This is a genomic window from Streptomyces sp. NPDC031225 (assembly GCF_055570355.1).
On sequence record NZ_JBVIHJ010000020.1, the window covers coordinates 138,514 to 157,262 of the forward strand.

The 18,749-nt window shown below is 71.5% G+C and carries 19 protein-coding genes; 7 read left to right on the forward strand and 12 right to left on the reverse strand.

Going from position 1 to position 18,749, the window contains the following annotated elements:
• Window positions 1-12: 12 nt before the first annotated feature.
• Window positions 13-1,944 carry a glycosyltransferase family 2 protein gene (locus tag ACZ48Z_RS30650; RefSeq protein WP_468739124.1) on the forward strand — a complete coding sequence of 644 codons (1,932 nt, stop codon included), beginning with the start codon at window positions 13-15 and terminating at the stop codon, window positions 1,942-1,944.
• Between the two features lie 50 nt (window positions 1,945-1,994).
• Here ACZ48Z_RS30650 and ACZ48Z_RS30655 read toward each other — a convergent pair whose 3' ends face one another.
• From ACZ48Z_RS30655 to sigE, 5 genes are all read right to left on the reverse strand, one after another.
• Window positions 1,995-2,660, reverse strand: coding sequence for a hypothetical protein (locus ACZ48Z_RS30655; RefSeq protein WP_468739125.1), 666 nt, complete (start codon window positions 2,658-2,660; stop codon window positions 1,995-1,997).
• Between the two features lie 304 nt (window positions 2,661-2,964).
• Window positions 2,965-3,402, reverse strand: coding sequence for a sec-independent translocase (locus ACZ48Z_RS30660; RefSeq protein ID WP_468739126.1), 438 nt, complete (start codon window positions 3,400-3,402; stop codon window positions 2,965-2,967).
• Window positions 3,403-3,637: 235 nt separating this feature from the next.
• Complete coding sequence (locus tag ACZ48Z_RS30665) at window positions 3,638-5,878, reverse strand: S1C family serine protease (RefSeq protein WP_468739127.1); 2,241 nt, start codon at window positions 5,876-5,878, stop codon at window positions 3,638-3,640.
• 91 nt (window positions 5,879-5,969) lie between these two features.
• Window positions 5,970-6,947 (reverse strand): anti-sigma factor family protein, encoded by a 978-nt coding sequence (locus ACZ48Z_RS30670; RefSeq protein WP_468739128.1) that lies wholly within the window; start codon window positions 6,945-6,947, stop codon window positions 5,970-5,972.
• Complete coding sequence (gene sigE / locus ACZ48Z_RS30675; protein WP_468739129.1) at window positions 6,944-7,642, reverse strand: RNA polymerase sigma factor SigE; 699 nt, start codon at window positions 7,640-7,642, stop codon at window positions 6,944-6,946. Before sigE ends, ACZ48Z_RS30670 begins: the two co-directional genes overlap by 4 nt.
• A 235-nt stretch (window positions 7,643-7,877) precedes the next feature.
• Between sigE and ACZ48Z_RS30680 the strand changes: the two genes are divergently transcribed.
• The gene (locus tag ACZ48Z_RS30680) at window positions 7,878-8,576 is read left to right on the forward strand and encodes an O-methyltransferase (RefSeq protein ID WP_468739177.1); all 699 of its coding nucleotides are present in this window, start codon (window positions 7,878-7,880) and stop codon (window positions 8,574-8,576) included.
• 206 nt (window positions 8,577-8,782) lie between these two features.
• Here ACZ48Z_RS30680 and ACZ48Z_RS30685 read toward each other — a convergent pair whose 3' ends face one another.
• Window positions 8,783-8,950 (reverse strand): DUF3117 domain-containing protein, encoded by a 168-nt coding sequence (locus ACZ48Z_RS30685; RefSeq protein ID WP_003966491.1) that lies wholly within the window; start codon window positions 8,948-8,950, stop codon window positions 8,783-8,785.
• Between the two features lie 359 nt (window positions 8,951-9,309).
• Here ACZ48Z_RS30685 and chcB point away from each other — a divergent pair, with 359 nt between their 5' ends.
• Window positions 9,310-10,101 (forward strand): 2-cyclohexenylcarbonyl CoA isomerase, encoded by a 792-nt coding sequence (chcB, locus tag ACZ48Z_RS30690; protein ID WP_468739130.1) that lies wholly within the window; start codon window positions 9,310-9,312, stop codon window positions 10,099-10,101.
• A 40-nt stretch (window positions 10,102-10,141) separates the two neighbouring features.
• On the opposite strand, the gene ACZ48Z_RS30695 is transcribed toward chcB, so the two are convergent.
• Window positions 10,142-10,720 (reverse strand): DNA-3-methyladenine glycosylase I, encoded by a 579-nt coding sequence (locus ACZ48Z_RS30695; protein WP_468739131.1) that lies wholly within the window; start codon window positions 10,718-10,720, stop codon window positions 10,142-10,144.
• Window positions 10,717-11,130 carry a DivIVA domain-containing protein gene (locus ACZ48Z_RS30700; protein ID WP_468739132.1) on the reverse strand — a complete coding sequence of 138 codons (414 nt, stop codon included), beginning with the start codon at window positions 11,128-11,130 and terminating at the stop codon, window positions 10,717-10,719. The genes ACZ48Z_RS30695 and ACZ48Z_RS30700 overlap by 4 nt, the downstream gene beginning before the upstream one ends.
• 146 nt (window positions 11,131-11,276) lie before the next feature.
• Between ACZ48Z_RS30700 and folP the strand changes: the two genes are divergently transcribed.
• Window positions 11,277-12,137 carry a dihydropteroate synthase gene (gene folP / locus ACZ48Z_RS30705; protein WP_468739133.1) on the forward strand — a complete coding sequence of 287 codons (861 nt, stop codon included), beginning with the start codon at window positions 11,277-11,279 and terminating at the stop codon, window positions 12,135-12,137.
• A gap of 104 nt (window positions 12,138-12,241) precedes the next feature.
• On the opposite strand, the gene ACZ48Z_RS30710 is transcribed toward folP, so the two are convergent.
• The gene (locus ACZ48Z_RS30710; protein ID WP_468739134.1) at window positions 12,242-13,000 is read right to left on the reverse strand and encodes an LOG family protein; all 759 of its coding nucleotides are present in this window, start codon (window positions 12,998-13,000) and stop codon (window positions 12,242-12,244) included.
• A 110-nt stretch (window positions 13,001-13,110) separates the two neighbouring features.
• Window positions 13,111-14,190 (reverse strand): succinyl-diaminopimelate desuccinylase, encoded by a 1,080-nt coding sequence (gene dapE, locus ACZ48Z_RS30715; RefSeq protein WP_468739135.1) that lies wholly within the window; start codon window positions 14,188-14,190, stop codon window positions 13,111-13,113.
• 85 nt (window positions 14,191-14,275) lie between these two features.
• On the opposite strand from dapE, the gene ACZ48Z_RS30720 reads away from it, so the two are divergent.
• Window positions 14,276-15,238 carry a heavy metal transporter gene (locus ACZ48Z_RS30720; RefSeq protein WP_468739136.1) on the forward strand — a complete coding sequence of 321 codons (963 nt, stop codon included), beginning with the start codon at window positions 14,276-14,278 and terminating at the stop codon, window positions 15,236-15,238.
• 272 nt (window positions 15,239-15,510) lie between these two features.
• Window positions 15,511-15,966, forward strand: coding sequence for an ATP-binding protein (locus ACZ48Z_RS30725; RefSeq protein ID WP_468739137.1), 456 nt, complete (start codon window positions 15,511-15,513; stop codon window positions 15,964-15,966).
• A gap of 66 nt (window positions 15,967-16,032) precedes the next feature.
• Here ACZ48Z_RS30725 and ACZ48Z_RS30730 read toward each other — a convergent pair whose 3' ends face one another.
• Window positions 16,033-17,127: a bifunctional succinyldiaminopimelate transaminase/glutamate-prephenate aminotransferase gene (locus tag ACZ48Z_RS30730; protein WP_468739138.1), complete on the reverse strand. Its 1,095-nt coding sequence runs from the start codon at window positions 17,125-17,127 to the stop codon at window positions 16,033-16,035.
• Window positions 17,128-17,255: 128 nt separating this feature from the next.
• Window positions 17,256-17,573, reverse strand: a complete 318-nt coding sequence (fdxA, locus tag ACZ48Z_RS30735; protein ID WP_007384503.1) for a ferredoxin — start codon at window positions 17,571-17,573, stop codon at window positions 17,256-17,258.
• A 140-nt stretch (window positions 17,574-17,713) separates the two neighbouring features.
• Here fdxA and ACZ48Z_RS30740 point away from each other — a divergent pair, with 140 nt between their 5' ends.
• Entirely contained in the window at window positions 17,714-18,718 is a 1,005-nt protein-coding gene (locus tag ACZ48Z_RS30740) for a GNAT family N-acetyltransferase (protein WP_468739139.1), read from the forward strand.
• Window positions 18,719-18,749: the final 31 nt, after the last annotated feature.

An 18,749-nucleotide genomic window follows, 5' to 3' on the forward strand; every position in this document is an offset into this window, starting at 1 on the left:
AGGGTCCGTGGAATGCCGAGAGTCAAAGTCAGCGTCATCGTTCCCGTCTACAACACCGGGAAGTACGTCGACGAGTGCGCCCCGTCGCTGCTCGGGCAGAGTCTGCCCGCCGACGAGTACGAGGTCGTCTACGTCGACGACGGATCGACCGACGACACGCTGGCCCGGCTCCAGAAGATCGCCGCCGCACATCCGAACGTCCAGGTGCACACCCAGCCGAACTCCGGCTGGCCCGGCGCCCCGCGCAATCTCGGCATGCGGCACGCGAAGGGCGAGTACATCCAGTTCGTCGACCACGACGACACGCTCGGGCCCGAGGCCCTGGAGCGGCTGTACGAGCACGCGAAGCGGAACGACGCCGACGTGGTGCTCGGCAAGATGTCCAGCACGATGGTCCGGCCCCGGCGGCTGTTCCGGCACACGGTGGACGCCTGCACGATCGAGAACGACGAGCTCATGCAGAGCATGTCCCCGCACAAGATGTTCCGGCGCGCCTTCCTCGACGAGCACGGGCTGCGGTTCCCCGAGGGGCCCTGGATCCTGGAGGACCTGGCCTTCGTCAGCGCCGCCTATCTGAAGGCCGAGCGGATCTCGGTCCTCGCCGACTACCCCTGCTACTACTGGATGAAGCGGGACGACGGCGGCAACAACACCCAGCACCGCTTCAATCCGCGCCACGGCTTCTGGTCCAACTCCCGCACGATCGTCCGGCAGATCAAGGACGGCACGCCCCCGTCCGACGACGTCGACGCCCTCCAGAACCGTCTGCTGCACCGCATCTACCACGTCGAGCTTCTCTCCCGGACCCGTGAGCCCGAGATCCTCCGCGAGGACCCCACCGAGCAGCGGGAGCGGTTCGAGGCGGCCCGTCGGCTGGCCCTGGAGGAGTTCCCCGCCGCCGTGCGAGAGGGCCTGCCCGCCGTGTCGCGGCTGCGCGCCGAGCTGCTGGAGAGCGGTGACTTCGACGGAGCCGTGGCCCTCGCCGAGCGTGTCCGTGAGGTCAAGGCCCGCAGCACGGTCGGCGGACTGCGCTGGGAGGGCGGCCGGCTGGTCGCCGACGTCACGCTGGACCTGCTGCGCGGGGACGGCGAGCCGTTGGTCCTCGTCGAGCGGGACGGGAAGCAGTGGCTGGACCCGGAGCTGGTGGCCGGGGTGCCGGGGGCGGAGGACGGCTGGGAGGTCCGCGATCCGTTCCGGCTGGCGTACGCCGAGGTCGTGGTCAAGGACCGGGACCGTGAGGACTGGTGGTACCCGGAGGGCGACCTGGAGGTGCGTCTTGAGCCCAGCGGGGAGGGGCGGTCTCGGCTCGTCGCGTCCGGGCGGCTGCTGCTCGCCCCCGAACGGCTCGCGGGCGGGCGGCCGTTGGAGCGCGGGGTGCACGACGTGTGGGCGTTCGTCCAGCTGCTGGGCGTCGACCGGATGGTCCGCCTGACCGGTGACGGCACCCCGGGTGCCCCGGCCGCGGGCGCCGCACTGACCGGTGGGCGGCTCGCGCTGCCGTACTGGACGGGGAGCGGGCAGCTCGCCCTCGACGTGGACCAGCGTCAGCGCAGGCTCGGTTCCGACACGGCCGGTGCCGCCGCCGCGAACACCGCGCGCGGTGAGCGTTCGCTCCCGCTGCCGTACGTGGCGGCTGTGCCCTCCGGCGCCCCGGCTCGCGTCAAGGTCACCGTGTCCGCCCTGACGGTGACCGCCGAGCTGGTCCCCGGCGAGGACGGAACGACGGCGGCCCTGCGTCTTCCCGCCCGCCTCGGTCTCCCGGCCGGACGCCACCCGGTCAGCCTGCCGAAGTCGGACGCCCCGGTCGCCCACGCCGTCGTCCGCGACGGCACCCTGCTGCGGCTGGAGGGCCCGGCCCACGAGACCGGCACCGGGCGCCGGCTCCTCGACGCGGTCGCCGACAACCGCCAGGTCCGGCGGGTACGGCGACGGCTGGGCCGATAGGACGGACCGGCACGTGGGGCACCGCACGGCTCGCGGTGCCTCCGCCTGTCCTAGGCGTACGCGGAGATGTCCTTGATCATCGCGAACCCGAGGCCGTACGCGCTCATGCCTCTCCCGTACGCCCCCACGTGCACCCCCTCCTGCGTGGAGCCCGCGAGCACCCAGCCGAACTCCGACTCCCGGTAGTGGAAGGGCGTGGGCACCCCGTCCACCGGCAGGGAGAGCGTCGACCAGTCGGAGCCGTCGAGGTCGTCCGCCAGCACCCAGGCCGTCTCGGTCTGCTGGTCCAGCCAGTCGTCGCGCAGCGAGTGGTCCATCTGACCGGGCCACGTGAACGACAGCAGCCCCACCCCGGCCAGCCAGGCGGCGGAGGAGACGGACGTGGCCTCCAGCAGCCCCGTGCCGTCGGCGCTTCTGCGGGACGGGTTCGCGGCGACGGTCACGACGACCGCGAACTTCTCCTTCGGCTCACCCGTGGAACCCGCCTCGTTCTTCACGGACGGCTCGTCACCGTGTCCGATCGAGCCGTGCTCGACGGCCCCGTCGGCCGACGTGCCGACCTGCATCAGCCAGCGCGGCCCCGTGAACGCCTCGTCGAGGCCGTACCAGGGGAAGGGCGCCTGAAGGTAGCCGTCGACCGTGCGCCGGGCGGAGGGAACCTGCCGGCCGCCCTCCGCGGCCGGCGCCTGCGCGACTGCCCCACTCGTCGTCTCCATGTGCCGGACGCCTCCTACTAGCTCTGGTCGGACCGGACCGGGCCGCCCCCTTCGGGTGGCGTCGCTCGTGCACGTACGGCCCGCACAACAACTCGGCAGCATAGCCACACCGCTCCGAGCTGCCGGGAAACCGCCCGGCGCGCGGGGCGTGCGGGGGACTCGTTCAGGCCGTACAGAGGGTGGGAGAGATATGAAACGCGTCACGTACGACCTCGCCCACGACTCGCTGACGACGTCGTTCACGACGGAAAAGGCGCCCGCGAGCCGAACTGGCCAGTGGGCGCCTGCCGGTGGGGCGTACGGCTCAGGTGGCGTCCGCGTCGAAGGGCGGACGGTCCTGCTCGCCTGGCTCCTCGGCCTTCTTGGTCATGTCGATCCGGCCACCGGACTGCGACGAGGAGGAGGACGACGACGCCGTGTCCGTGCTGTGCACCGCGTCGGTGACCTCGGCCATCTCCTTCTTCAGGTCGAAGCCGTTGCGGATCTCCTTGAGGCCCAGTTCGTCGTTGTCCAACTGCTTGCGGATGAACGTCTTGGGGTTGAGGTCCTCGAACTCGAAGTCCTTGAACTCCGGTCCGAGCTCGGACCGGATGTCCTGCTTGGCGCTCTCCGAGAACTCGCGGATCTTGCGCACCGTCCGCATGACGTCCTGGATGACCTTCGGGAGCTTGTCCGGACCGAAGACGAGCACGGCGAGGACAACGAGCGTGACCAGCTCGAGCGGTCCTATGTCATTGAACACCTGAAGCTCCTTGCGATGTCCTCGGTCCTCGGCCCTCGGGTGGTCTGCGCGGTCTTCCGTGGTCCGGGCCGGGTCCACGGTACCTGCCGTTCCCGTACGACCGGTACTGTCCCGAGGGCTCCGAGTGTGGGCGGGCGGACGGTTTTCCGGGTTGTTTGCCTTGTGAAGCGGGGTTTGGAGCGGTATCTGTGAGGTTTCTGTTCATCGGACCTCTGACGGTTCTCATGCCATTCTCTTAGCCGCCGTCCGAGGATCCGAGCACCAGGGAGACGGTCCTCTCCCTGCCGCCGCGCCTCACGGTGAGTTCCAGGCGGTCGCCGGGACGATGAGCGCGGGTCCTGACGATCAGTTCGTCCGCGGAGTGCACACGGCGGTCGTCGACCGCGGTGATGATGTCGCCCGCCTCGATCCCGGCCCTGTCACCCGGGCCTCCCTCGGTCACGGCGGGGCCGCCGTCGTTGCCCCTGGCCCCCACGCAGGCGCCGTCACCGGTGTAGTCCATGTCGAGGGTGACGCCGATGACGGGGTGGGTCGCCCTGCCGGTGTTGATCAGTTCCTCCGCGACCCGCTTGGCCTGGTTGACCGGGATGGCGAATCCGAGGCCTATGGAGCCGGCCTGACCGCTTCCGGAGTCGGAGCCGTCGTCGGCGGAACGGATGGCGGAGTTGATGCCGACGACCCGGGCCCGGGAGTCGAGGAGCGGGCCTCCGGAGTTGCCGGGGTTGATGGGCGCGTCGGTCTGCAGGGCGTCCACGTACGACACGTCACTGCCGTCCCCGCTTCCGCCGCCGGCGGTGATGGGCCGGTCCTTCGCGCTGATGATGCCGGAGGTGACGGTGCCCTCCAGGTCGAAGGGGGCGCCGATGGCGACGACGGGGTCGCCGACCTGGACGTTGTCGGAGTTGCCGAGGGCCATGGGCTGCAGCCCGCCGACACCTCTGACCTCGACGACGGCGAGGTCGTACCCGCTGTCCCGTCCCACGACGGTCGCCTTGGCGGTGTCCCCGCTGTGGAAGGTCACCGATATCTCGCCGTCGGCCCCGGCAGGCTCCACGACGTGGTTGTTGGTCAGGATGTGTCCCCGGCCGTCCAGCACGAACCCGGTCCCGGTCCCGGACTCCGAGGCCCCGCTCACATGCAGGGTCACGACACTGGGCAGGGCCCGGGCGGCGATCCCGGCCACGCTGTCGGGAGCCCGCCGGCCGGACTCCCGCCCGGCCTGCGGCAACTGCACCACCTGGCCGCCGACACCGTTGCGCTCCAGATACGCCCCTACGGCCCCGCCGACACTGCCCGCGACGAGCGCGAGCGCCACGGCCGAGCCGAGCAGCTTCCGCCGCACGCGCCGGCGCAGTGCGTCCCTGGTGTCGACGAGTGAGCCGGTTTGTTGGAGAGCGGCGGGAACGGGGGCCCAGGGGTCGTAGTTCTGCCAGGGCGTGGGAGCGGGGGCAGGGGGTTCGCTCGGGGCTTCGGGGCCCCGGAGTGGTGATGCGGGGCTCACCGCGCCCTGCCGGAGCTCGGGCACCGTCGGATCGGGCGTGCCCGTGGGCGGGGGCCCCGATGCAGGCGGGCACGGGGGCCGAGGTGGTGTTGCCGGTGTCGCCGGGTCGTGGGCGGGGGGCGACGCGGGGGCAGACGGTCCGCTCTGGGATTCAGGGGCCCAAAGCAGTGACGCGGGGCTCACCGCGCCCTGCCGGGCCTCGGGCACCGTCGGATCGGGCGTGCCCGTAGGCGGGGGCCCCGATGCAGGCGGGCACGGGGGCCGAGGTGGTGTCGCCGGTGTCGCCGGGTCGTGGGCTGGGGTGGCTGTGGGGTGTTGGACGGGCGGGGCGGGGGCCCAGGGGCCCGGTACGCCGTACGGCGGAGTGCTGGTGGACTCGGAGTCGCGCGGGCGCTCGGGAGGGCCCTCAGCGGGCGGAACGGGCCCTTCCGGGGCGGGGGCGGGGGCGGGGGCCGAGCGTCCAGGGGCCGCGAGCTCGAAGTCGCCCTCCCCGATGGCTCTCGCTCCCGGCGCCGGGAGCGGGAAGTCCGTGTCCGTGTCCGCTCCGTGGGCAACCGGCGGCTGCTCCAGGTCACTGTCCACGTCACGCGGGGCCATGAGCTCGTAGTCGCCGTCCGAGTCCGCCGTCCCACCGCGCGGGGTCCGGAGTTCGCCCGTCTCAGCGCCGGTCGGCGCATCCGCGTGAGCTCTCGCCTCGACGTCTCGATCGTCCTCGAAGCCCGTCACGCCCGACGCCGCATCCTCCGGAGCCCTCAGTTCGAAGTCCCCCGTCTCAGCGCCGGTCGGCGCATCCGCGGGAGCTCTCGCCTCGACGTCTCGATCGTCCTCGAAGCCCGTCACGCCCGACGCCGCATCCTCCGGAGCCCTCAGTTCGAAGTCCCCGTCCGGACCCGTCACCCCCGGTGCCGGCCCGGACTCCCTCTGCGGCCTGGGTCGGCTCCACCATTTCGCCTTCGTGGGCTTCCCCTCGTCCATGCTCTCCCCACAGCTGACCGGCCGCGGTTCGCGGCGCGTCGACCTACCTGTGGATTCAACCAGGTTCACGCGCCGCGGAGCAGGGATCCGGTCAGCGGGCGGTGGCGGGGGGAGTGGGCGCGGACGTGGTGCGGGGGACGGGTGCGGTGAGGAGACCGGTGGTGGTGAGGTCCGGGGTCCCGGACCAGGACGTCAGGGTGAGCGGCGGGGTGGCGCTGAGCGGACGTATGAGAGGGGACATCGCGGCGGCACCCGCGACCACCGGCGCCGTGAGGCTGTGCACGACCGCATCCTGGACCTGCGCGGGAATCCCCGGCAGCAGCTTCGCGGACGCCTCGGTCGGGGCGACCGCCGCGTCACCGAACGCCCGCTGTCCCTCTTCCTGCGCGAGTTGCGGACTGACGCCACGGCGCCGCTGGTTCTCCGGCACCGCCGCCCCCGTGCCCGGGGTGCGTGCCGGGGTCACATTGCTGCCGGCGCCGGTACCGCCGCGGGCGTCGCTGGTGTCACCCGGCGCCACGGTGGTGACGCCGCCCAGCGCGATCGCGGCCAGCGACACCGCTCCGGCGGCGACGAACGCGAACCTCATACCGCGCGAGGCCGAACGCTCGGCCTCGTGACGGCTGACGTCATGGATGCGGAAGCCCCGGCCGGCGGACGGCGGGAGCACCGGGGCGTGCGGACGGGAGGGGACGTAGTCGAATGCGAAGCGCTCGCCACGTCTCACGCCGAAGACTCCGGCGGCGCCGGGTCGTCCCGACAGTCCTCCGTTGAGTCCTCCCCCGCCGAACGGCGAGCTGTCGCCGTCCTCCGGACCACCCCCCGGCAACCCCTGGAGGCGGGCCAGGAAGCTTTCCGAGGGCGGTGGCGGGGCGGCCTCCGCGAAGACGTTCTTCAGGCGGCGCTGGGCGTCCGCCTCCGCCTTGCACCTCGGACAGGTGGCGAGATGCGCGAGGACACGCTCACGCGTGGCATGACCGAGCTCGCCGTCCACCAGGGCGGCGAGTCGGTCTCCCAGATGCTGGTCCGCGAGGCTTCCCTCGCCGGGTTTGGGCAGTGATCCACTCACGCGGTCGCGCCCCCTCCTCCCAGCGCGGGAACCCGGGCCATGAAGGAGCGTCGCTCGGCACGGGCCTCAGGGGAACGGTGCGCAAGGGCCTTGCGCAGCTGGGAACGGCCGCGGTGGATCCGTGAGCGGACCGTACCGAGCTTGACTCCCAGGGTCGCGGCGATCTCCTCGTACGACAGTCCTTCGATGTCGCACAGGACGACCGCGGCACGGAACTCCGGCGCGAGGGTGTCGAGGGCCTGCTGGACGTCCGCGTCGAAGTGGGCGTCGTTGAAGATCTGCTGGGGCGACGGCTCGCGGCTGGGCAGTCGCTCGGCCGCGTCCTCGCCGAGGGCGTCGAAGCGGATGCGCTGCTTGCGGCGGACCATGTCCAGGAAGAGGTTGGTGGTGATGCGGTGCAGCCAGCCCTCGAAGGTGCCCGGGGTGTAGGTGGACAGCGAGCGGAAGACGCGGACGAAAACCTCCTGCGTGAGGTCCTCGGCGTCGTGCTGGTTGCCAGTGAGGCGGTACGCGAGGCGGTAGACACGGCCGCTGTGCGTGCTGACGATCTCCTCCCAGGTGGGCGGAGTCCACGCCTGCCCGTCCGCGTCGGTGGCGAAGGTCGCGGTCTGGGCGTAGTCGCCGGCGTGGCTGCTGTCAGCGGTGTTGTTCACGGATTTGGGCCTGCCTGCCGATCCGAGGAAGCGCCTCAGCACTCCCCCACGATCTCCGGACGCGGCCACACCTCCCCTGTCGGCTCTGGTTGTCTCCAGTGGAGCCCCTACCATAGCCACCTCGCCCGTTAGCTCCGGATAAGCGGTTTTACGAGAATTTGATCTGGGCTGATACCACTCGGGCGTCTGCGTCAGCAGTTGCTCGAGGGCCCGCTCGGCTTCGTGATCCAACTGTGTCCCCCCGGGTGCGTCTCCACCCCTCTAAACGCCCGGTCCCATCTGCGGGTTCCCGACGCCAACGGATACAGTCACGCCCAGGCAACCACGGGGCAAGGAGAGGGTTATTACCGGCAACCGGCAGACGAGCTGGGCGTTCTCCGACGCCTACGTCGCCGAGGACGAAGTCCTGCGCTGGGCCCGCGACCGGGCCCGTGAGGCGGGGCTGCGCTCGGTGTCGCCCGGCGCGGGCGCGGCGCTGCGGTTGCTGGCCGCCTCCGTGGACGCCAAGGCCGTCGCCGAGATCGGTACCGGCACCGGTGTCTCCGGCATTCATCTGCTGCACGGGATGCGCCCGGACGGGGTGCTGACCACCGTCGACCCCGAGCCGGAGCACCAGCAGTTCGCCCGCCAGGCCTTCCGCGCCTCCGGTTTCGCCAGCAACCGGGCCCGTTTCATCCCGGGCCGCGCCCTGGACGTCCTGCCCCGCCTCGCCGACGCCGGCTACGACCTCGTCTTCTGTGACGGCGACCGGCAGGAGGTCATGGACTACCTCGCTGAATCGTTGCGCCTGCTGCGTCCGGGTGGGCTCGTCGTCTTCGAGGGTGTCTTCGCCAACGGCCGCACCGTGGACTCGGGGCCCCAGCCCACGGAGGTGGTCCGCCTCAGGGAGCTGCTGCGGGCCGTACGCGAGAGCCAGGAGCTGGTGCCGTCACTGCTGCCGGTGGGTGACGGACTGCTGTGCGCGGTCAAGCGCTGAGCACAGCGGGCCGGTAGGACGAGAGCGGCCGGGACTGTTCGAACGGACGGGGCGCGAGTGCCGTGGGAACCCCGCGGAATCCGGCCTGCGAGCGGTGGAAACCCGGACGAGGGCCGTACGGCCATCCGTGGAGCCGCCCGGGCAGACGGCTGCCCCGGCACCATGTGCGATGCCGGGGCAGCCGAAAGACTATGGTCGCTCCCGCGTCAGCCGACGACCTTCTTGAGGGCGTCACCGAGCGCGTCGGCCTCGTCAGGGGTCAGCTCGACGACGAGCCGCCCGCCGCCTTCGAGCGGAACGCGCATGACAATGCCCCGCCCCTCCTTGGTCACCTCGAGCGGGCCATCGCCCGTCCGCGGCTTCATGGCCGCCATGCTCGTTCCCCTTCCTGAAACCAGCTCATCGTCAAAGCCGACGGCCCCGGGAAAGGGCGCGCGTCCAAGTGGGACACGTGGCACCGGCATCGAACACATTGCTTCCAGGCCATTATCCCGCATGGCAGGACCCGATGACCAACATCAGTCGGCATCGCTTGGGCAACGCGCGCGAGCAAAACCACTCAATTCGGCGATGTGGCTGCGATACTCCGCCGCCGCAACGGATCCCGGCCGACCGAATACGCGTCCGGATTCTTTGACGCAGGTCACACGTCCGGTCCGGTCCGCGGACGACGATCTCCGCCATGCTGTCCTTCGGACAACGGATGCAACGGACACACCGGAGGGGACACGCCATGGCCGACACCGTGCTCTACGAGGTGAGCGACGGACTCGCGACCATCACGCTGAACCGGCCCGGGGCGATGAACGCGCTCGACATCGCCACGAAGGTCGCGTTGCGGGAGGCCGTGGAGTCGGCGGCCTCGGACGACGCCGTACGGGCCGTGCTGCTCACCGCGGCCGGGGAGCGGGCGTTCTGCGTGGGGCAGGACCTCAAGGAGCACATCGGGCTGCTGCTCCAGGGGTCCGACGTCGTCATGAGCACGGTCAAGGAGCACTACAACCCGATCGTTCGGGCGCTGACGGAGATGCCGAAGCCGGTGGTCGCCGGGGTGAACGGCGTCGCGGCCGGGGCCGGATTCGGGCTCGCGCTGGCCGCGGACTACCGGGTGGTCGCGGACACGGCCGCCTTCAACACGTCGTTCGCGGGAGTCGCGCTGACCGCGGACTCCGGGATCTCCTGGACGCTGCCGCGGGTGGTGGGGCCGGGAAGGGCCGCGGATCTGCTGCTCTTCCCCCGGACCGTCTCGGCCCAGGACGCGTACGAGCTGGGGATCGTGAACCGACTCGTGCCGTCGACCGAGCTGCCCGCGGAGGCGGAGAAGGTGGCGCGGGCGCTGGCCTCGGGGCCGACGGTGGCGTACGGGGCGATCAAGGAGTCGCTCGCGTACGCCCTGTCGCACACCCTGTCGGAGACGCTGGAGAAGGAGGACGAGCTGCAGTCCCGGGCCGGGGCCTCCGAGGACCACGCGACCGCCGTACGGGCGTTCGTGAACAAGGAGACGCCCGAGTTCTCGGGACGGTGAGCTCGGTGGGGGCTGCGGGTCCGTGGTGGCCGGCCGCCCCCTAGGAAGCTCTGGACACGCAGGTCCGCAGGTGGTCGTTGACCAGGCCGCAGGCCTGCATCAGGGCGTACGCCGTCGTCGGGCCCACGAAGCGCAGGCCCCGTTTCTTCAGGGACTTCGACAGGGCCGTCGACTCCGGGGTGACCGCCTGGACGTCGCCCAGCGTCTCGGGGACCGTGGGGGAAACCGGCACGTGGCTCCAGATCAACTCGTCCAGCTCGCCCGGCGCCCAGTCGGCCAGCACGCGTGCGTTGGCCATGGTCGCGTCGACCTTGGCGCGGTTGCGGATGATGCCGGGGTCCAGGAGCAGGCGGTCCCGGTCGGCCTCGCCGAACGTCGCCACCTTGGCGATCTCGAAGCCCGCGAAGGCGGCGCGGAAGCCTTCGCGGCGGCGGAGGATGGTGATCCAGGACAGGCCGGACTGGAACGCCTCCAGGCTCAGCCGTTCGAAGAGGGCGTCATCGCCGTGGACCGGGCGGCCCCACTCCTCGTCGTGGTAGGCCACGTAGTCCGGCGTGGACAGGGCCCAGGGGCAGCGCAGCGCGCCGTCCGGGCCGGCCAGGGCGGCACCGGAGGTCACTGCTGCTCCCCGAAGCCGAGCCCGTGGCCGTTGCCGTTGCCGTTGCCGTGATCGTGGCCGAGGCTCTGATCGTGGTCCGGCTTCTGCATGGAGAGGTGCGTGGCGGCCTGGGCGCCGGCCAGCGCGGACTCCAGGTCGGCGATCCGTGCGTCCCGCTCGGCGAGCTCCGCGCCGAGGCGGCCCAGCACGTCGTCCACGTCGGCCATGCGGTAGCCGCGGGCGGTGAGCGGGAAGCGCAGGTTCTCGACGTCGGCGCGGTCCACAGGACGGTCGGGCGGCAGGGGGTCCTGGAGCCGCTCCGGGGCGACGTCCGACAGCGGGCCGTCGCTCTCGCCACCGCCCACCACGGCGAGCGTCACCGCGGCGACCACGACCGCGAGCGCGATGACCAGGAACAAGAACATAACCATCGCTGAGGTCCCCATGGTCCCAGCCGGCGGCCGGCCGCCGGCGTCGAATGTGTCAGGGTCCGATCGTGCCATGCGAGTCTGACAGTTAGGGTCGCAGGCGGCCGCAGACGCCGAACACACAGACGGACGAAGTGAGGTCACAGGTGATGCTCAGGCTGGGCAGGCGCGAGTTCGACGCGCACGAGCCGGTGATCATGGCGATCGTGAACAGGACGCCCGACTCCTTCTACGACCAGGGAGCCACCTTCCTCGACGAGCCCGCTCTCGCGCGCGTGGAGCAGGCGGTGGCCGAAGGGGCCGCGATCATCGACATCGGCGGCGTCAAGGCCGGGCCGGGGGAAGAGGTCTCCGCGGCGGAGGAGGTCCGGCGGACCGTCGGCTTCGTGGCGGAGGTGCGGCGGCGTTTCCCGGATGTCGTGATCAGCGTCGACACCTGGCGGGCCGCTGTCGGTGAGGCCGTCTGCGAGGCGGGCGCGGATCTGCTCAACGACGCGTGGGGCGGGGTCGATCCGGGGCTCGCGGAGGTCGCCGCGCGGTACCGGGTGGGGCTGGTGTGCACGCACGCCGGGGGCGCGGAGCCGCGTACCCGGCCGCATCGCGTGACGTACGACGACGTGATGGCCGACATCCTGCGGGTGACCGTGGGGCTGGCGGAGCGGGCGGTCGCGCTGGGCGTACCCAGGGAGTCCGTGATGATCGATCCCGGGCACGACTTCGGGAAGAGCACGCGGCACAGTCTTGAGGCGACCCGGCGGCTGGGGGAGATGGTCTCGACGGGGTGGCCGGTGCTGGTGTCGCTGTCCAACAAGGACTTCGTGGGCGAGACCCTGGACAGGCCGGTGAAGGAGCGGGTGGTCGGGACGTTGGCGACGACTGCCGTGTCCGCCTGGCTGGGGGCTCAGGTGTACCGGGTGCACGAGGTCGCCGAGACGCGGCAGGTGCTGGACATGGTGGCGTCGATCGCGGGGCACCGGCCTCCGGCGGTCGCCCGGCGGGGGCTGGCGTAGGGGCCGGCGTAGGGTTTTTCTCGCCCCCGCCGCCCCTACCCGTCCCGTCCTCCGGGGGCTCCCCCCCCGGGCCCCCGCTCCTCAAACGCCGGAGGGGCTGAGTTTCAGCGGCCCGCTTCCTTCGACACCAGGGCCACCGCCTCGTCCACGTCGTCCGTCACGTGGAACAGGAGCAGGTCCTTCTCCGACGCCTTGCCCTGGGCGACCAGCGTGTTCTTGATCCAGTCGATCAGTCCGCCCCAGTACTCGCTGCCGAAGAGGACGATCGGGAAGCGGGTGACCTTCTGGGTCTGGACGAGGGTCAGCGCCTCGAAGAGTTCGTCGAGGGTGCCGAGACCGCCGGGCAGGACCACGAACCCCTGCGCGTACTTCACGAACATCATCTTGCGGACGAAGAAGTAGCGGAAGTTGAGCCCGATGTCGACGTAGGTGTTGAGCCCCTGCTCGAAGGGGAGCTCGATGCCGAGGCCGACGGAGGTGCCCTTCGCCTCGCAGGCGCCCTTGTTGGCCGCCTCCATGGCACCCGGGCCGCCGCCGGTGATCACGGCGAAGCCGGCCTCCACGAGACCTCGGCCCAGCCGCACCCCGGCCTCGTACTCCGGGGAGTCCGCGGGCGTCCGGGCCGAGCCGAACACGCTGATGGCGGGCGGGAGTTCGGCGAGTGTGCCGAAGCCCTCGATGAACTCCGACTGGATGCGCAGCACGCGCCAGGGGTCGGTGTGGACCCAGTCCGAGGGGCCGCCCGCGTCCAGCAGACGCTGGTCGGTCGTGCTCGCCGTGACCTGTCCCCGCCTGCGGAGGACAGGTCCCAGGCGCTGCTCCTCCGGCGGCTGCTTCTTGCCCTCGGGGTTCCCGGTAGCCATGTGCGCTCCCTCCGCTTGCCTGTCTTTCCATCTCAGCGTAGATCTACGCGGGTTACGGAGGGGGGACGTACGCGTGTCCGCCATGAACCGCCCACCGGCGCACCGCGGTCCTACGACGTCAGCCAGGCCCGCAGCCGCGACTCCGCCTCAGGGATCTGCGACACCTTGACCCGCTCGTCCACCTTGTGCGCGAGCAGCGGTTCACCAGGGCTGTAGTTCACCGCGGGCACGCCGAGCGCGCTGAAGCGCGACACGTCCGTCCAGCCGAACTTGGGGCGGGCCACGCCGCCGACCGCGGTCATGAAGGCCTGCGCGACGGGGTGGGTGAGGCCGGGGCGGGCACCGCCGGTGTGGTCGTCGACGACGAACTCGTCGACCCCGCAGTCCGCGAAGTAGTCCCGGACGAAGGCCTCCGCCTCGGCCTCGCTGCGGTCGGGCGCGTAACGGAAGTTGACCGTCAGGGTGCAGGAGTCGGGGATGACGTTCGTGGCCACGCCGCCCTTCACGCCGACCGCGTTGAGGCCCTCGTGGAACTCCAGCCCGTCCACAACCGGCTTGCGCGGCTCGTAGGCCGCCAGCTTCGCGAGGGCCGGGGCCGCCTTGTGGATCGCGTTGGAGCCCATCCACGCGCGCGCGGAGTGCGCCCGCTCTCCCTTGAACGTCAGCAGCACCCGCAGGGTTCCCTGGCAGCCGCCCTCGACCTGGTTGTCCGTGGGCTCCAGGAGGACCGCGAAGTCGCCCTCCAGCCACTCGGGATGGGCCTCGGCCACATGTCCCAGGCCGTTGAGGTGGGCAGCGACCTCTTCGTTGTCGTAGAAGATGAAGGTGAGGTCGCGGTTGGGCTCGGGGACGGTGGCCGCGATGCGCAGCTGGACCGCGACCCCGGACTTCATGTCGCAGGTGCCGCAGCCCCAGAGGTAGCCCTCGTCGTCGAGGCGGGAGGGGACGTTGCCCGCGATGGGCACGGTGTCGATGTGGCCGGCGAGGATGACGCGTTCCGCGCGGCCGAGGTGCGTGCGGGCGACGACGTTGTTGCCGTGGCGGTCGACCGTCAGGTGCGGCAGGGCGCGCAGGGCGCTCTCGATCGCGTCCGCGAGGGGCTTCTCGGTGCCGCTCTCGGAGGGGAAGTCGACGAGCTGCGCGGTGAGCTGAGCTGCGTCCAGCGAAAGGTCAAGAGGGGTGTCGGCCATGCTCCCGACCCTAACGTCCCCTGCGGCGGAGCTCACTGGCCCCGGCGGGCGCAGAGGTCTCAGTACTCTCCAGTATCTTGTCCGGATGCCAGAGCTGTCGCCTCCTACTCGCAAGCGCCGTGGCCGCCGCCTCCTCCGTTTCGGGGCGGCCCTCGTGGTCCTGTGTGCGGTCGCCGGATACCTCGTGGTGCAGTACGTCACGGGAGGCTCACACGGGCCGGGATGCACGGTCGTCTCGGGCAAGGAGGACGGGCCGTCCTACGACTTCACGCCGGAGCAGGCGGTGAACGCGGCGACGATCACCGCCGTGGGCACCGGGCGCGGGCTGCCCGAGCGGGCCGTGGCCATCGCGCTGGCCACCGCGATCCAGGAGTCGGGGCTGCGCAACATCTCGCACGGCGACCGTGACTCGCTCGGCCTGTTCCAGCAGCGCCCCTCGCAGGGCTGGGGCACGCCGAAGGAGATCCTCGACCCGACGTACGCGGCGGGCGAGTTCTACAAGCACCTGGTCAAGGTGGACGGCTACCGGACCATGCCGCTGACCGAGGCCGCGCAGCGCGTGCAGCGCAGCGGCTTCCCGGAGGCGTACGCGAAGCACGAGCCGGACGCCAGGCTGCTCGCCGCCGCCCTCACCGGCACCTCGGCGGCCACCCTGACCTGTGACGGCCGCCAGGACGGCACCCAGACCGCCGCCACCGGCCCGGACGCGGTGCGGTCGGCTCTCGTACGGGACTTCGGGCGGGACGCGCTGGAGACGACCGCCGCGGAGGTGGGCGGCAAGGCGGCACCGAGCCCGACGCCCACCACGACCGACCCGCGCACCGTGACCCTTCCCGTGCGGAAGGACACCGGTCCGGGTTCCGGAAGGACCCTCACCGAACGCGGCTGGCAGCTCGCGCACTGGGCCGTCGCCAACTCCTCCGCGCTGCGCATCGAGCGGGTCTCGTACGCCGGGCGGCAGTGGACCGCCGGGAACACGGACAGCCAGTGGCGGCCGGCGGGCAGCGAGGCGGCCACGGCGACCGTACGGATACTGACGGCACGGTAGTTCGGAAGATCACCTGGAAGGGTCACGTCCGCCTGCTGTCGGAGCGGGTGTGCGCAGGTTTTCGCCACGTCACCCCCGTATCCGCCAAAACCCTTGCGAACAAAGGGCTGCGTGGATTCGGCGGACTTTCAGACCGGTAGCTTTTTGCCCGTTTTTATCCGCAGGTGATAATGCGACGCATTACCAACTCTTTGCGTTGCGCCTCCGCAACCTTCCTCGGCTTCGAGCGGTAGTCACGGCGTCCTAGCAACGTTTCCCCTCGAAGGAGCAACATGTCCCTCCCCCTGACCCGCAGGATCGCCCGCGCCGCGCTGCTCGTCGCTGCGGGAGCGGCAGCCGGGGTCGGTGCGGCCGGCTCCGCCAGTGCGGCCCCCGCCACGCTGCCCGCCGCCCCGAACCTCGGCGGCCTGACCGCCATGGACGGGGCGCACGTCGGCAACACCGTGGACGGCGCGACGCAGAACCTGACCGGGACCGCGGGCAAGACCGGTGGAAAGACGGTCGAGAAGGCGGTGCCGTCCGCGGGCAAGACCGGCGGCAAGGCCGTGAAGAAGGCGGCGCCGGCCGCGCAGAAGACGGCGGGCGAGGCCGCCGGTTCCGCCGGGGGCCTCCTCGGGGACACGACGTCCACCGCGACGAAGGGCGGCCTGCCGACCGACTCCCTCACCAAGGGCGGTGGCCTGCCTGCGGCGGACACCCTGCCGGTGAAGAGCCTGCCGCTCGGCTAGCAGCTGCCGTACACGGCGAAGGGGCCCAGGAGATTCCTGGGCCCCTTCGCCATACACGTAAAGGATCTACGCCAGACGCTCCACGGCCGCACGCACGCGCTCGTCCGTCGCCGTCAGGGCCACGCGTACGAAGTTCTCGCCCGCCTCGCCGTAGAAGTCCCCCGGCGCCACCAGGATGCCCAGGTCGGCCAGGTCGGCGACGGTCGACCAGCAGGTCTCGTCCCGTGTGGCCCACAGGTAGAGGCTGGCCTCGCTGTGCTCGATGCGGAAGCCGTGCTTCACCAGCGCCTCGCGCAGCAGCGCCCGGCGGGCCGTGTACCGCTCCCGCTGCTCACGGACGTGGGTGTCGTCGCCCAGGGCCGCCACCACCGCGGCCTGGGTCGGCGCCGGCGTCATCATGCCGCCGTGCTTGCGGATCTCCAGGAGGGGCGCGAGGACGGCCGGGTCGCCCGCCAGGAAGGCCGCGCGGTAGCCCGCGAGGTTCGACCGCTTCGACAGGGAGTGCACGGCCACGAGGCCGTCGTAGGAGCCGCCGTTGACGTCCGGGTGCAGGACGGAGACCGGGTCGGCCTCCCAGCCCAGCTCCAGGTAGCACTCGTCGGAGAAGATCAGGATGCCGTGGGACCGCGCCCAGGCCACGATCCGGGTGAGCTCGTCCTTGGACAGGACCTTGCCGGTCGGGTTGGACGGGGAGTTGAGCCACAGGAGCTTCAGGCCCGCCGGGTCCAGCTCGGTCGGGTCGTCGTACACCTCGTACTCGGCGCGGGCCAGGCGCGCGCCGACCTCGTACGTCGGGTAGGCCAGGCGCGGGTACGCGACCCGGTCGCCGGGGCCGAGGCCCAGCTGGGTGGGGAGCCAGGCGACGAGTTCCTTGGAGCCGACGATCGGCAGGACGTGGCGGTGGGTGATCCCGCGGGCGCCCAGGCGGCGCTCGACCCAGCCGGTGATCGCGTCACGCAGGGCAGGGGTCCCCCAGACCGTCGGGTAGCCCGGGGAGTCGGCCGCGTCGATCAGGGCCTTCTGGACGAGGTCGGGGACCGGGTCGACGGGGGTGCCGACCGACAGGTCGACGATGCCTCCGGGGTGCGCGGCGGCCGTCTTCTTGTACGGCTCCAGCTTGTCCCAGGGGAAGGCGGGAAGGCGGTCGGAGACTGCGGACACGGCGTTCGGCTCGCTTTCGGGTCGTACGGAGGACACCGTCGCACGGAAACACTTCGGTCCCGCAGGCCACGATCGGGGAGACGATCAGGCCGTACGGGACCGAGGCGGCACGGAAAGGTGCCGGCTGATCAGGCCTGCGGCGGCAGCGCGGCGATGAACGGGTGGTCCCGCTCGATCAGGCCCAGCTTGCTGGCGCCGCCGGGCGAACCGAGCTCGTCGAAGAACTCGACGTTCGCCTTGTAGTAGTCCTTCCACTCGTCCGGAGTGTCGTCCTCGTAGAAGATCGCCTCGACCGGGCAGACCGGCTCACAGGCACCGCAGTCGACGCATTCGTCCGGGTGGATGTACAAGGACCGGGAGCCCTCGTAGATGCAGTCGACCGGGCACTCTTCGATGCACGCCTTGTCCTTCACGTCGACACAAGGCTGCGCGATGACGTAGGTCACGCTGTCGTTCCTCCTCCATAGGGCGCTGGCGGGCCTCCTCAGGCTCCGCCGCCTGGCGCGCGGGAGCGCGGCGTCGTCGATGCCCGCCCCTAGTATCTCCGTTCCTGGGCATGATCCGAACAGGAGGGGTGAACTGACCTGTGGAAATCTCTGCCGGCGGACGTCTCGTCGTCCGCATCTCCCCAGCTGACGTGGGCAAACGAGTGTCCGTGCGGTGTCTGGACGAAACCGGCGTCACCCAGGAGAAGTTCACCGACACGGTGGGTGTTCTCACATCATGGGACGACGGTGTGCTGATGATCACGCGCCGCGACGGCCGAGGCGTCCGCATTCCGGAATCCGCGCTGGTGGCGGGCAAGGTCGTGCCCGCGGAGCCGGCCCGTCGCCGGGGACCTGCCGCCTCGTACCCGGAACTGGCCCGGATCGCCGCACGGGGCTGGCAGCCGGTGGAGAGCGAGCTGCTCGGCGAGTGGGAGCTGCGTGCCGCCTCGGGGTTCACCCGCCGCGCCAACTCCGTCCTCCCGGTCGGCGACCCCGGCATGCCGCTCGACGGGGCCCTGACCGCCGTACGACGCTGGTACGGCGACCGCGGGCTGCCCGCGTACATACAGACCGCGACCGGCGCCGCCGGCACCCAGGAGGTGCTGTGCGCGGAACTGGAGGCGCGGGGCTGGACGCGGGAGGTGACGGCGGAGTTGTGGACCGGGGCGCTGGCGCCGGTCGCCGACCGGTCCGGTGACGGCGTGGTCCTGTCCCGGGAGGCCGACGCGGACTGGCTGGCGCGCTATCAGCGCAAGGGGGTGAGCGAGGTGGCGCTGCGGGTGCTGGGCGCCGGTCCCTCGGTGTGGTTCGCCACCGTCCCCGGTGCGGACGCGCCGGCCGCGATCGGGCGGTGCGTCGTCGACGGGCGGTGGGCCGGGTTCGCCGCGGTCGAGGTGGATCCCTCGCTACGGCGACGGGGGCTGGCCTCGACCGTGATGGCCGCGCTGGCCCAGCGGGCGCTGGACGAGGGGGCGTCGGCCGCGTGGCTCCACGTCGAGGCCGACAACGCCGGTGCGCGGGCGCTGTACGAGCGGATGGGGTTCGCCGCGCATCACGCCTACCACCACTACCGCGAGCCGGACGTCTCCGGCGGCTCGCGGTAATAGCGATCTCCGCGAAAGGGCACGAGCCAGC